This is a genomic window from Mesorhizobium sp. M6A.T.Ce.TU.016.01.1.1, assembly GCF_003997065.1.
Taxonomy (GTDB): Bacteria; Pseudomonadota; Alphaproteobacteria; order Rhizobiales; family Rhizobiaceae; genus Mesorhizobium; species Mesorhizobium mediterraneum.
The window spans coordinates 1-12,990 of sequence record NZ_RZTJ01000020.1 but is presented as its reverse complement, the minus strand read 5'-3'; the positions used below and the strand labels follow the sequence as shown (position 1 = coordinate 12,990).

Sequence of the window (12,990 nt, the reverse complement as noted above, 5' to 3'; positions counted from 1 at the left end):
AGAGCATTTTGCAGCCAAACGTCTTCGCTTGGCGTCCGACAAAATGCGTCAAACAAGACCTGGAGCGCGGTTTTGGTTCCACCAAAAGCGCTCTAGTGCAGCACCAGCATGTCGCCCGACGAGAAGGAAATCTCGGCCTTCTCACCGACGGCGGGCGGCGGGGCGGCCGGGCTGTTGAACGTGTCGAGCGACACCGTGCTGCCGCCGATGCCGACGCGAACCCGGATGACCGAGCCGAGGAAATGCACTTCCGCGATCTCGCCCGAAAGGCTGGAATCGCGGCCGGGATGGCGGCCGAGCGAAATCGCCTCGGGCCTCAGCGCCAGGGATAGCTTGTCGCCGGTTTTCGAACCGTTGAGCTTGCCCTTGAGCGCGACCTCCTGCGTGTTGACGCGCACTTTGCCCGAAGCGGCATCGGTGACGGTGCCTTCGAGCACGTTCAGCGTGCCGACGAAATTGGCGACGAACTTGGTCGCCGGCCGGTTGTAGATCTCGAACGGCGTGCCGACCTGCTCGGCCTTGCCGCCATACATGACTGCGATGCGATCGGAGATCGACAGTGCCTCTTCCTGGTCGTGCGTGACGAAGATCGTCGTGATGCCGAGCCTCTTCTGAATCGAGCGGATTTCCTCGCGCAGCGACACGCGCACCTTGGCGTCGAGCGCCGACAACGGCTCGTCGAGCAGCAGGAGCTTCGGCTTCGGCGCGATCGCCCGCGCCAGCGCGATACGCTGCTGCTGGCCACCGGAGAGCTGATAGGGATAGCGATCGCCCATCTGCGGCAGCTTGATGAGGTCGAGCATCTCGGCAACGCGCCTGTCAGCATCGGCCTTTGGCATGCCCGCGACCTTCAGTCCGAAGCCGATGTTCTGCGCCACCGTCAGGTTCGGAAACAGCGCATAGGCCTGGAACACCATGCCGACATTGCGCTGGTTGGGCTTGAGCCGCGTGATGTCCTTGCCGGCCACCACGATCTTGCCGGCGCTCGGCTCCTCGAAGCCGGCGACCATGCGCAGCACTGTCGTCTTGCCGCAGCCCGATGGCCCGAGGAAGGAGACGAATTCGCCCGGCTCGACGTCGAGGTTGAAATCCTGGACCACGGTGGTGGGGCCGAAGGATTTTCGCACATGCTGGATGGAGAGGAACGGCTCGGCCATGGCTTTTTTTCTTTCGGTCAGTACTTTTCGATCAGTTTGGCCGGTTCGCCGATCGCGGCGCAAAACGCGACAGGATCTGGATCAGCGACATGCACGCCCAGGTAATGGCGAAGGCAATGATGGCAAGTGCCGCCGGCTCATAGGCGCGATTGGCGCCGATGTTCTGCAGGTAGGGACCGAAGGCCGGCCGATTGAGCAGGCTGGCCATGGTGAATTCGCCGAGGACGATGGCGAAGGTAAGGAAGGCGCCCGACAATACCGCGATCAGCACATTGGGCAGAATGACGCGGGTGATGATCGTGCCCCAGCCGGCGCCGAGGATCTGCGCCGCCTCCGTCAGCGTGCGCACGTCGATGGTGCGAAGCCCGGTGTCAACGGCGCGGTACATATAGGGCAGCGCCAGCGTCGCATAGCCGATGACCAGCAAGGCGTTGGTGCCCGTATCGCTCGCCAGGAACGGCAGCGGCGAGTTCGATCCGTACATTCTGATGTAGCCGAAGACGATGACGATCGCCGGGATGACCAGCGGCAGCAGCGTGATGAACTCGACGACCGGCCTCAGTTGCGGCAGCCGCAGCCGGATCCAGTAGGCGGTGGGCACGACGATCAGAACGCCGAGGATGATGGTGAAGACGGCGGCAAGCACCGAATAGCCGAAAGTCGCCTGGAAGCGGGGGTCGCCAAGCACGACCTCGTAGGCATCGAAGGAATAGACGCCGCGCCGCATGCGCATCGAGAATTCCACGGTTGCAATCAGCGGAATGAAGAAATAGGCCGCGCCCAGCGCGAAGACGACCCAGGCCCAGAAACGTCCGCTCTTCATTTGAGCCACCTTTCGCTGCGCGTCCGGAACCAGATGTAGAAGACGTTGGCGAGGCCGGTGATGACGATCATGCCAAAGGCAATGGCATAGCCGAGATGCGGGTTGTGCAGCACGTCGCCGCGAATCTGCGCGTAGAGCACGATGGGAATGATGTTGAGCGATGAGCCGGTCAGCGCATAGGCGGTGGCGATGGCGCCGAAGGCATTGGCAAACAGCAGGATGACGGTGCCGAGAAAACTCGGCCAGATCACCGGGATGACGACCATGCGCCAGTATTGCGCGGTGGTGGCGCCAAGTGTGGCGGCCGCCTCGCCCCATTCCTTCTTCAGCCCGTCGATCGCCGGTGTGATGATGACCACCATCAGTGGGATCTGGAAATAGACATAGGTCAACGTCAGGCCCCAGAACGACAGGATGTTGAAGCCGTGGGCGTAGATGTTGAAGCCGAACACGGTGTTCAGGATCACCGTCGCGAGGCCGAGCCGGCCGAGCGTGGCGAGGAAGGCGAAGGCCAACGGCACGCCGGCGAAATTCGAAGCCACGCCGGAAAAGGTCAGCGTCGCCGACCGTATCCAGTTCGGCAGGCCGCCGCGCACGATGGCAATGGCAATGGCCAGACCGGCAAATGCGCCGATGAGCGACGAAGCAAGGCTGATCTTGATCGAGATCCAGTAGGCGGCAAGGATGCTGGGCAGCTTGCAGTTTCCGTCGACCCAGGAAATCCAGGAATCATATTGGCACTGCATGTAGTTCGACAAATTAGGTGGGTCGAAGATACCGACGATGTTGTCGAAGGTGAATGCGCCGGCATCGTTCTGGAACGCGCCCAGCACCAGATAGAGCGTGGGCAGGACCAGGAACATGATGGCGAAGATGAAGAACGGCGCCACGCCCAGCCATTGCGTCGGCAGCCGAAACGCGCGCGCCTCGCTGGGCGGCGCCGTCTTCCCGGCAATCGCGTGATCGGAAAGCGAGAGATCGGTCATGCGCCGGCTACCGTCTTATCGCATCGGCCCGAAAATCGAACTCGATTTTCGGAAAGCACGATGCGAAAATTTGAGTTCTAGAGCGTACTTTGTGCGTCCAAGTGGACGCACGTCGCTCTAGTGGAATGCCGGGCGGCAGTGAAGCCGCCCGGCGGTTTTCAACCTTACTGAACGTTGGCGCCGACGACGGCGTCCCAGTTCTTGGTGATGGCTTCCTTGGCCTTGCCCTGCTCGTCGAGCGTTGGGAACACTGCGGCCTCATAAGATGCGGCCGGCGGCAGCTTGGCCAGCACGTCCTCCGGGATCTTGCCGTTCTTGGCGAGATCGTTGAAGCGGATCGGGTGGCAGTAGCCCTTCAGCCAGCCAATCTGGCCTTCGTCGGAATAGAGATATTCCAGCCAGAGCTTGGCAGCGTTCGGATGCGGCGCGTAGGCGCTGATCGCCTGCACGTAGACACCGGCGACGACACCGGTCTTCGGCACGACGACGTCGACCGGCGGATTGCCTTTCAGCGTGTCGCGGCCGGCAAGCGCATTGTAGTCCCAGTTGATCAGGATCGGTGTCTGACCCTGTGCAAGCGTCGCCGGCTTGCCGATGACCGGCACGAAATTGCCGGCGGCGTTGAGCTTCTTGAAGAACTCGAGGCCGGCAGTACCTGCGGCTTCACCGGCCGCGGCGCCGCTCGAAAGGCCGGCGGCGTAGACCGCCTGGATGGCTTGGTTCGAGGCGCGTGGATCGCCGGCGAGCGCGACGGCGTTGGCATATTCCGGCTTCAGGAGATCGGCCCAATCGGCCGGCACTTCCTTGACCAGATCCTTGTTCACCATCATCGCCAGCACGCCGTAATAGTCGCCGGTCCAGTAGCCTTCGGCATCCTTGGCGCTGTCGGGGATCGAGTCCCAGGTCGACACCTTGTAGGGCATCAGCAGGCCGTCGGCTTTGGCGGTGGGGCCGAAGGATAGGCCGACGTCGATGACGTCGGGCGCCTGCGGGCCCTTATTGTCCTTGTTGGCCTTGATCGCCTCGATCTCGTCGCCGGAGCCGGCATCGGGGTTAAGCTCGTTGACGGTGATTTCGGGATATTTCGCCTTGAAGCCAGCGATCACGGCGCCATAGCCGCACCAGTCATGCGGCAGGGCGATTGTGGTGAGCTGGCCTTCCGCCTTGGCAGCGGCAACCAGTTCATCCATGGACTGAGCCGACGAGATGGCAGAGGTCGCCATCAGGGCGACGGCCGTAAGGGAAAGCACTTTTCCCGTGAATTTGAACATGTGTTCTCTCCGTTGAACTGACGCCGTTGGACGCCTGCGATGCGGTATCGTTTTCGTGTGACAGCCAGATGAAAGCTTTGTGAAAGCGATGCCCCGCAGTACGAAAAAGTAAACTCTTTTTAACCGGCTGTAGCAATCGCCCCGCGATTATTTTTCCGGCTAATTAATTTCGGTCTTACCTTTCATTTTTCCCCTTTCTTTGCCCTCAATTCCCAGATCAATTTTTCGGGTGCTAAAACCGTCTCAGACGGTGCCGGCAATGGCGTTTTCAAGCAGCGTCAGAGCCGCTTTCCTGGTCAGCTTGACCGGGTTGCCGCCGGCGGTCGGATCGACCACTGCCATGTCGGCGATCAGGCCCTTGCGCTTCTTGTCCATGTCGAGCCCCTTGATCAGGCCCGGCAGCGCGTGCGGCACCTTCAGCTCCTTGCGCAGCTTGATGACCGCCTTGGCGAAACCGTCGAAGCCACCCTTGATGCCGCAATAGGCGGCGAGCCGGGCGATGCGCACCTCGATGGCGTCGCGGTTGAAGGCCAGCACATAAGGCATGAACACGGCGTTGGTCATGCCGTGATGGGTGTCGTAGAGCGCGCCGATCGGATGCGACAGCGAGTGTATGGCGCCCAGCCCCTTCTGGAAGGCGGCAGCACCCATGGCGGCCGCGCTCATCATATGGGCGCGGGCGACGAGATCCTTGCCGTTGGCATAGGCCTTCGGCAGGTTCTCGAAGACCAGCCGCGCGCCTTCGACAGCGATGCCGTCGGCCATCGGATGATAGCCCGGCGCGCAATAGGCCTCGAGGCAGTGGGCGAGCGCGTCCATGCCGGTGCCGGCGGTGATGAAGCCCGGCATGCCAACCGACAGTTCCGGATCGGCGATGACGATGGCCGGCAACAGCTTCGGGTGGAAGATGACCTTCTTGGTGTGGGTCGCTTCATTGGTGATGACGCCGGCGCGGCCGACTTCCGACCCGGTGCCGGCGGTGGTCGGCACGGCGATAATCGGCGCGATCGCATCCGAATTGGCGCGCGTCCACCAGTCGCCGACATCCTCGAAATCCCAGACCGGCCGCGTCTGGCCGGCCTGGAAAGCGATCAGCTTGCCGAGATCGAGCGCCGAGCCGCCGCCGAAGGCGATGACGCCGTCATGCTTGCCTTTCTTGAACACGGCAATGCCGGCGGTCAGGTTGGCGTCCACCGGGTTCGGCTTGACCTCGGAAAACACGCCATAGGGCACCTTGGCGTCGTCGAGGATCTTCAACGTCGAAGCGACGACCGGAAGTTTGGCCAGCCCTGGATCGGTGACGAAGAGCGGCCGCTTGATTCCGGTCGCATCAAGCACATCAGGCAATTCCTTGATGCGCCCTGCACCGAAGCGGACGGTTGTCGGGTAGTTCCATTTAGAAATGAGTTTTGTCATTTTTGACTTTCAGAAAATCAGATGGTTTCACGCAGGTGATATGATTTCGGCCTCGTCAGATTGTCGTAGCCAATGGCCGACAGCGCCGCGCCCTTGCCGGTGTCCTTGACGCCGGTCCAGACCAGCGCCGGATCGAGATAGTCGCAGCGGTTCATGAACACGGTGCCGGTCTCGACGCGGTCGCCGATCGCCGCCGCATGCTCGGTGTCGCGCGTCCAGATCGAGGCCGTCAGCCCGTAAGGGCTGTCGTTCATCAGCGCGATCGCCTCCTCATCGTTGCGCACCTTCATGATGCCGACGATCGGCCCAAAGCTTTCCTCACGCATGACGCTCATCTGATGATCGACTTCAGTCAGCACTTCCGGCGACAGATAGGGCGAGCCTGGCTCGTCGTTGGCAACCTTCATGTTGATGAGCGCCTTGGCACCCTTGCGCAGCGCCTCGGCCTTCTGTTCGCGGATCAGGTCGGCGAAGCGGGCCTGCGCCATCGGTCCCATCGTTGTCGTCTGGTCGAGCGGGTTGCCGACGACGTAGTTCCTGGTTTCGGCGATGAAGCCTTCGACGAATTCGTCATAGACCTTCTCGTGGACATAGACGCGCTCGATGCCGCAGCAGCACTGGCCGGAATTGTAGAAGGCGCCGTCGACCAAGTTGGCGACGGCATGGTCCATCTTGGCATCGGCCAGGACATAGGCCGGGTCCTTCCCGCCTAGCTCGAGGCCGAGCGTCATGAAGGTGCCTGCCGCAGCCTTCTCGATGGCGCGGCCACCAGCAACCGAGCCGGTGAAATTGACATGGTCGATCTTGCCCGAGCCGAGCAGTCTTTCAGTCTGGGCGTGGTTCATGACGAGGTTCTCGAACAGGCCCTTTGGCAGGCCGGCCTTGTCGAAAGCCTGCTGAAAGCGTTCGCCGACCAACAGCGTCTGCGCCGCGTGCTTGAGGATGACGGCGCTGCCGGCCATCAGCGCCGGCACGATGGTGTTGACGGCGGTGAGATAGGGATAGTTCCACGGCGCGATCACCATGACCACGCCGAGCGGCACCTTCTTCACATAGCGGCGAAACCCGTCCTTGGGATTGGAGGCCATCACCGGCTTCAGTGCCGCTTCGGCGATCTCGACCATGTAGTTGGTGCGTTCCCTGACGCCGCCGAACTCGCCGCCATAACGCACCGGACGGCCCATCTGCCAGGCGATTTCCGGCACGATCTCATCGGTCATGGCGACCAGCGCCTCCAGCATGGCAAGCATATATTTGCCGCGCTCGACGACCGGCGTCTGCGCCCATTTTTCCTGCGCTGCCTTGGCACGCTCGACCGCGGCATTGATCGCCTGATCCGTGGCGATCGGTCGCTCGGCATAGAGCGAGCCATCGACGGGGGATTTTATCTTGACCGTTTCGGTCATTCCTTGAGTCCTCGCAGCTTATGACAATCTCGGTTTTGAGCTACCCGCCTCCGCACCAAAGGCTGAACGGCAGCGCTGGCGTAGTTTAGTACCGCTCAAACCCCCTGTGCAGTTCCCAGTCCGTAATCCGGCGGTCGTATTCGAACTGCTCCCAGCGCGCCGTATGGACATAATGTTCGAGCACGCCGTCACCGAACGCCTGCTTCAGCATCTCCGAATTCGCCAGCGTCTCGGTGGCATCGCGCAGGGTTTTGGGAATTTCCGGCAGCTGCGAGGCCTGATAGGCATCGCCGACGAAGGGCTTCTGCAGCTCCAGCTTTTCATCGATGCCGGCAAGGCCGGCCGCGATCAGCGCGGCGAAGGCGAGATAGGGGTTGAGGTCGGCACCACCGATACGGCATTCCATGCGGATGCCCTTGGTGCCCTCGCCGCACAGGCGGAAACCGGCGGTGCGGTTGTCCTCGCTCCACATGATCTTGGTCGGCGCGAAGGTGCCGGCCTGGAAACGCTTGTAGGAATTGATGTAGGGTGCCAGGAACCAGGTGAATTCCTTGGCGTATTTGAGCTGGCCGGCCGCCCATTGCTGACCGAGCGTCGACAGCGTCCATTCGGCTTGTCTGTCGTAGAAAAGCGGCGTCTTGCCGTCGGCGCTCCACAGCGAATTGTGGATGTGGCTGGAATTGCCGGCCAGCCCATAATTGTATTTTGCCATGAACGAAATCGCCTTGCCTTCGGACTCGGCGATTTCCTTGGCGCCGTTCTTCAGGATGACGTGGCGGTCGGCCATGTCGATCGCCTCCGCATAGCGGACATTGATTTCTTCCTGGCCCGGACCCCACTCGCCCTTGGAGTTCTCGATCGGAATGCCGGCTGCTTCCATCTCGTTGCGCAGCCGGCGCATGACGCCTTCTTCCTTGGTGGTGATGCCGATCTGGTAGTCGCCGATATAGGGCGAGGCGGTGTCGAGGCCTTGCCAGTGCTTCTTGCGAGCGGAATCATAGGTTTCGCTGAACAGATAGAACTCGAGCTCGGAGGCGAAATAGCCGATATAGCCACGCTCGCTCAGCCGCTTGACCTGCTTCTTCAGGATGGCGCGCGGCGAATGCGGCAGGTCGTCATGGGTGTGGTGGTCGAGCACGTCGCAGATCACCAGCGCCGTCTTTTCCAGCCATGGAATGCGCCGCAGCGTCGACAGGTCCGGCTTCATGACGAAGTCACCGTAACCCTTCGACCAGCTCGCCGCCTTGTAGCCAGGCACCGGTTCCATATCGATGTCGGCGGCCAAGAGATAGTTGCAGCCATGCGTCTCGTCATGGGCGGACTCGACGAAATACTGTGCCAGGAACCGCTTTCCCGCCAGCCGGCCCTGCATGTCGACAATGCAGGCCAGCACCGTGTCGATCTCGCCGCTGGAGACCGCCTTCTTCAACTGATCGAACGAGAAATTTCCGGCCATTCCTTTGGCACTCCAGTGCTTGTCGTTTCGGGCTTGTCGCCTTGAAGATGTGGAACGCCATGGCCGGCAGGCGCCGGCCATGGCGATGGAGAGGTGTCAGGCGCCGGCCTCGCCTATGGCTACCTCGGCAGCCTTGATCGCTGCCTGACGCTTGGCAATCTGGTCGCCGATCGGCGGGCCCTTGAAGCGACGGTTCTCGAAGCCGAACCAAAGCACGGCGGTCAGCACAATGAAGCCCAGGGTGATATAGAGCACCTTATCGTTTGGCGGCTGGATGGCGATGTAGAAGATGATCACCATGCCGATGACCGACAGGATGCAAAACAGCTTGAACAGGCCGGCGCCGAGATTCCACGGGCCGGGATTCGGCCATTTCTCCGTTCCAAAAGCCAACATGCCGAGCACGATCGGAATGATGAAGGACAGGAACAGGAACACCAATGTCGAATTGACGACGATGGTATAGATGTTCGTGCCACCGATCGAAATGAACTGGGCAAGAAAGACATAGATGATCTCGAGGACCGCAGCCGTCCAAATCGCATTGACCGGCGTGCGCCAGGCCGGGCTGACCTTGGCTAGCGAGGCCGAGCCGACCGGCATGCCACCGTCACGCGAGAAGGCGAAAAGCATGCGCGAGGCAGAGGTGACCGTTGCGAGACCGCAGAGGAACTGCGCGATCAGGATGGCCAGATAGAGCAGCGTCTTAAGCCACGACGGCAAGATCGCGTCCATCGTCGCGAAGAACACGCCCCAGCCCTGCTTGGCGCCGGCCGCCAGATCGGGGATCGCCAATACGATCGCGCATAGCATCACCCAGCCGATCAGCGATGACCAGAGCACGGACGAAACGATCGCCCGCGGCACCGAGTGCGCTGCCTTCAACGTCTCTTCCGAAGTATGCGCCGACGCGTCATAGCCAGTGATGGTGTAAACCGGCAGTAGCAGGCAGAGCAGGAAGAGATACCCCATGGAATCGGACTGCGGGAAAACGCCGCCGCCTGCATCACCCGAATAGTTCGTGAACGTCCACAACCGTGTGATGTCGATCGCAGGAGCAAACATCAGGCAAGCGACGATCAGCACGGCTGTCGTTGCCAGGATCAGGAAGCCGGAGGCGTCCGTCAGCATAGCCGTCAACTTGATGCCGAAATGGTTGAGCAGCGCCTGCAACACGGTGATGAAGGCGACAAACCCGACGATCTCGCCAGGCGTGCCAGTCATGCCGAAGGCTCCGCCGAAAGTGCCGACGAAGAAGAAAGCAGTGCCGATGTTGATCGCGCCGAGCACCGTAATCAGGCCAAGCAGGTTGAGCCAGGCGGTGAGCCAGCCGGTGAAGCGGTTGCCGAGGATCGACGCCCAGTGATAGAGGCCGCCGGCGGTCGGAAACGCCGAGGCGATCTGCGCCATGGCGAGCGCAAAAAATCCGGAAACGGCGCAGCCGACGATCCAGCCGATGCCGGCGCCTGCGCCGCCGATCGACGAGGTGGCTTGCGCGAAGGAGTTGATGCCACCCGACAGGATGCAGATGATCGAAAACGAGATGGCGAAATTCGAGAAGCGGCTCATGCTTCTCGACAGTTCCTGGGCATAGCCCATTCCGTGAAGGACCTTCAGATCCTCCTTCTTGTCGACGTCCGAATAGTCTTGCGCTGACATTTTTGTCCCCTTCTGGTTCTTAGTTGGCCGATTGTGCTGACTTTCCCACTGCGCTTGCTCGGGAGCCCCTGGCCGCCTCGGGCTCCAGATCTAGAAAAATGCCTGTGAGCAGATCCGCCCATTTTCGCTGCCCGGCCTCGCCGGAGATCTCGTCGTTGCGGATTTCGATCATCGCGCAGGGTAGCCCCCGCGGGCGCGCGTGGCGTTCCAGCGTGAAATAAACGCGGTCGGCCGGCGAATAGGGTTCGTTGACGCCGACTGTGACGCCGGCGAGCCGCCGCAGCGCGGCGATAAGCGGCGCCGCGAGCCGGCGGTCCTCGTCGTGGATGATGCCGATATGCCAGGGTCGGCTCATACCCTTGTAGACCGGGGTGAAGGAATGGATTGAAACCAGCCGCGTCTCGAGCCCGCGCACCAGCCTTTTCTCGATGATGCTCGCGACCGCATCATGAAAGGGTTGCCAGGACAGAGCGATGCGCGCGGCGCGCTGCTTTTCCGACAGGCCAGCATTGCCCGGAATGGCGGTGGTCTCGCTGACCGGCGGCACCAGGTCGGGCGCATCCAGTGGCCGGTTGCAGTCGATGACAAGGCGCGAAATGCGGGTCTCGACCAGCGTCGCGTCGAGCGCCTCGGCCATGCGGTGGGCGACTGGCAGCGCGCCGAGGTCCCAGGCGATGTGGCGGGAAAGCTGCTCGGCAGCAAGGCCGAGCGTTCCGAATTCCGGCGGCAGAAAGTTGGAGGCGTGGTCGCAGGTCAGCACGAATGGGCTCGAACCGCCGGGGTTTGTCACCCTCACGGTTTCAGGCAATGCAAGGCTGGCGGGCCGTGCTGTCTCCATTGTCCTGTCGTCCCCGGGGAGCGCTGTATCGTATGTTACGTATTTTACCTCATTGCGTCCCTGTGGATGATTTCATACAGTTTGTCGGGCTTTGTCAAACGCGATTTCGGCGAAGCGGCCAGGGTGGGGAAAAGATGATTTCGAGCATCGCCGAACTGATCTCGGACCGCATCGGCACGATGCCGGCGGGCGAGCGCCGCGCAGCGCAAACGCTGATCGCCAACTATCCGCTGATCGGCCTGAAGACGGTCGCCGAGTTCTCAGCTGTCGCCGGCGTCTCCTCGCCGACGATCCTGCGTTTTGTCGCCCGGCTCGGCTTCCAGAACTACCCGGAATTCCAGTCGGCGCTGCAGGACGAACTGGCGGCGCAACTGCAGTCGCCGGCATCGCGGACGCTCAATCCTCCGTCGCCGAACGGCGGCGCGGTGTCGCCGATGCTGGAAGCAACGCTCGACAACATGCGCGAGACGTTCAGGCACTTGTCCGACAAGCAGCTTGCCGACATCGTCGCAAAGCTTGCCGATCGGCGCGGCAAGACGTTCCTGATCGGCGGCCGCTTCACCGATCCGCTGGCGCGCTACATGGCCGCCCACCTCGCCATCGTCCAGCCCAACGTCTTTCACCTTGGCGGACAGGAAAGCGTCTGGCGCGACCGGCTGATCGACATGGGCAAGCGCGACGTGCTGGTGATCTTCGACATCAGGCGCTACCAGGACAGCCTGGTCCGCTTTGCCGAAACGGCGCATCAGCGCGGCGTGCAGATCGTGCTGTTCACCGACCAGTGGCTGTCGCCGATCGCCCGCTTCGCCCGCCATGTTATCGCCGGGCGCACCGCCGTGCCTTCGGCCTGGGACTCCTCGGCGGCCCTTTTCGTCGTTGCCGAAACGCTGATTGGCGCCGTCACCCGGCAACTCGAGGCCGACGGCGCCAAACGCATACGCGAGTTGGAAAGCCTGCGGTAGGGCGACGCGGCCTGAACCTCGCCGACGTTCTCACCCGGATCGTCAACGGCCATGCCAACGGCCTAATCGACGAGTTCCTGCCGTGGGTCTAGATCACCAGCTCGAAATGCAAGGCCGTGGCCTGAGAACAGCGGCTACATCCCAAGCGCCGACACACAACGACTATGCTGGAAAAACCAGATCCCCCTCCGCCGGCTATTCCTTATTGGCCGTTCGGCCACTCGATCGCCGGCAGCTCCGTTATTGTCTTGTCACGGGAATGAGCCCCTGTTCTTATGCGGCAATAGGGTGTGTGGGGCCTGGGCATGAAAAGTCACCACAAACGCTACCTGAAGAACATTGCGCTTGGCGTGTTCTTGGTGGTGATGGCATATCTAATCGCGTGGCCGGTTATACAATTTGTTGCTCTTTTCCTGAGTGTATTCTTCGGAGGATTCGCTCCGTAACTTATGCTGGCCACTCCATAGCCGGAAGTTCGGCAACGAACGTCTCGACAGTCGGCACCTCACGCTGGCCTCGCAAGCATTCTTACCCGGATCGTCAATGACCATCCCAACAGCCAGATCGACGAACTCCTGCCGTGAGCCTACGCCATCGGCTGAAAGCAGGCCGTGGGCTGAGAACCGCGGTTACAAGGCGACCCCGTGCCGGGCCCCAAACGCAAAACGGCCCGCGCGATGCGGGCCGTTTTTTGATTTGGTTGCGGGGACAGGATTTGAACCTGTGACCTTCAGGTTATGAGCCTGACGAGCTACCGGGCTGCTCCACCCCGCGTCAACTTTTGAAACAAGTCAGCGCTTAGTTGGTTCCGCCAACTGAAAGGGCCGCTTGCGCGGCCCGGGCTCCCGATTGGCGGGCCTGTTTGTAAGGAGAAGATTGGATTTTTGCGACGTGCGTTTTGCAGACCTGGCAGCGACCTACTCTCCCGCGTCTTGAGACGAAGTACCATCAGCGCTGGAGCGTTTCACGGCCGAGTTCGGAATGGGATCGGGTGCAGCCGCTCCGCCATAACCACC

Annotated in this window: 10 protein-coding genes, 1 tRNA gene, 1 rRNA gene and 1 pseudogene; 2 read left to right on the top strand and 11 right to left on the bottom strand. The window is 61.7% G+C overall.

Translation table 11 applies throughout. The features are described 5' to 3' along the window. Positions 1-92: 92 nt before the first annotated feature. The 9 genes from EOC94_RS26760 to EOC94_RS26720 form a co-directional block, all read right to left on the bottom strand. The gene (locus EOC94_RS26760; protein ID WP_126105102.1) at positions 93-1,157 is read right to left on the bottom strand and encodes an ABC transporter ATP-binding protein; all 1,065 of its coding nucleotides are present in this window, start codon (positions 1,155-1,157) and stop codon (positions 93-95) included. Positions 1,158-1,188: 31 nt separating this feature from the next. Further along, the gene (locus EOC94_RS26755; RefSeq protein ID WP_095484040.1) at positions 1,189-1,980 is read right to left on the bottom strand and encodes an ABC transporter permease; all 792 of its coding nucleotides are present in this window, start codon (positions 1,978-1,980) and stop codon (positions 1,189-1,191) included. Continuing rightward, on the bottom strand, positions 1,977-2,966 hold the full coding sequence (locus tag EOC94_RS26750; protein ID WP_095484039.1) for an ABC transporter permease subunit: 990 nt from the start codon (positions 2,964-2,966) through the stop codon (positions 1,977-1,979). Before EOC94_RS26750 ends, EOC94_RS26755 begins: the two co-directional genes overlap by 4 nt. Positions 2,967-3,130: 164 nt before the next feature. Further along, a complete protein-coding gene (locus EOC94_RS26745; protein WP_095484038.1) occupies positions 3,131-4,237 on the bottom strand; it encodes an ABC transporter substrate-binding protein in 1,107 nt (368 codons plus the stop codon). A 243-nt stretch (positions 4,238-4,480) separates the two neighbouring features. Then, positions 4,481-5,653, bottom strand: a complete 1,173-nt coding sequence (locus EOC94_RS26740) for an iron-containing alcohol dehydrogenase (RefSeq protein ID WP_127294482.1) — start codon at positions 5,651-5,653, stop codon at positions 4,481-4,483. A gap of 17 nt (positions 5,654-5,670) precedes the next feature. After that, complete coding sequence (locus tag EOC94_RS26735) at positions 5,671-7,059, bottom strand: aldehyde dehydrogenase family protein (RefSeq protein ID WP_127294480.1); 1,389 nt, start codon at positions 7,057-7,059, stop codon at positions 5,671-5,673. An 85-nt stretch (positions 7,060-7,144) separates the two neighbouring features. Then, positions 7,145-8,515 (bottom strand): glutamine synthetase family protein, encoded by a 1,371-nt coding sequence (locus tag EOC94_RS26730; RefSeq protein WP_126105099.1) that lies wholly within the window; start codon positions 8,513-8,515, stop codon positions 7,145-7,147. A gap of 96 nt (positions 8,516-8,611) precedes the next feature. Then, positions 8,612-10,174, bottom strand: coding sequence for an amino acid permease (locus EOC94_RS26725; RefSeq protein WP_127294478.1), 1,563 nt, complete (start codon positions 10,172-10,174; stop codon positions 8,612-8,614). 19 nt (positions 10,175-10,193) lie between these two features. Next, entirely contained in the window at positions 10,194-11,012 is an 819-nt protein-coding gene (locus EOC94_RS26720; protein ID WP_127294476.1) for an N-formylglutamate amidohydrolase, read from the bottom strand. Between the two features lie 134 nt (positions 11,013-11,146). On the opposite strand from EOC94_RS26720, the gene EOC94_RS26715 reads away from it, so the two are divergent. Then, positions 11,147-11,974 (top strand): MurR/RpiR family transcriptional regulator, encoded by an 828-nt coding sequence (locus tag EOC94_RS26715; RefSeq protein ID WP_127294474.1) that lies wholly within the window; start codon positions 11,147-11,149, stop codon positions 11,972-11,974. A 503-nt stretch (positions 11,975-12,477) separates the two neighbouring features. Beyond that, positions 12,478-12,558, top strand: a pseudogene (locus tag EOC94_RS34790) (transposase domain-containing protein); the annotation flags it as partial. Between the two features lie 113 nt (positions 12,559-12,671). Here EOC94_RS34790 and EOC94_RS26705 read toward each other — a convergent pair. Next, positions 12,672-12,748 (bottom strand) — tRNA-Met (locus EOC94_RS26705). A gap of 130 nt (positions 12,749-12,878) precedes the next feature. Then, a 5S ribosomal RNA gene (gene rrf / locus EOC94_RS26700) occupies positions 12,879-12,990 on the bottom strand; the annotation flags it as partial.

Coding starts and splice junctions, on each gene's coding strand:
- EOC94_RS26760 (WP_126105102.1), bottom strand. CDS start 1,157: ATGGCCGAGCCGTTCCTCTCCATCCAGCATGTGCGAAAATCCTTCGGC.
- EOC94_RS26755 (WP_095484040.1), bottom strand. CDS start 1,980: ATGAAGAGCGGACGTTTCTGGGCCTGGGTCGTCTTCGCGCTGGGCGCG.
- EOC94_RS26750 (WP_095484039.1), bottom strand. CDS start 2,966: ATGACCGATCTCTCGCTTTCCGATCACGCGATTGCCGGGAAGACGGCG.
- EOC94_RS26745 (WP_095484038.1), bottom strand. CDS start 4,237: ATGTTCAAATTCACGGGAAAAGTGCTTTCCCTTACGGCCGTCGCCCTG.
- EOC94_RS26740 (WP_127294482.1), bottom strand. CDS start 5,653: ATGACAAAACTCATTTCTAAATGGAACTACCCGACAACCGTCCGCTTC.
- EOC94_RS26735 (WP_127294480.1), bottom strand. CDS start 7,059: ATGACCGAAACGGTCAAGATAAAATCCCCCGTCGATGGCTCGCTCTAT.
- EOC94_RS26730 (WP_126105099.1), bottom strand. CDS start 8,515: ATGGCCGGAAATTTCTCGTTCGATCAGTTGAAGAAGGCGGTCTCCAGC.
- EOC94_RS26725 (WP_127294478.1), bottom strand. CDS start 10,174: ATGTCAGCGCAAGACTATTCGGACGTCGACAAGAAGGAGGATCTGAAG.
- EOC94_RS26720 (WP_127294476.1), bottom strand. CDS start 11,012: ATGGAGACAGCACGGCCCGCCAGCCTTGCATTGCCTGAAACCGTGAGG.
- EOC94_RS26715 (WP_127294474.1), top strand. CDS start 11,147: ATGATTTCGAGCATCGCCGAACTGATCTCGGACCGCATCGGCACGATG.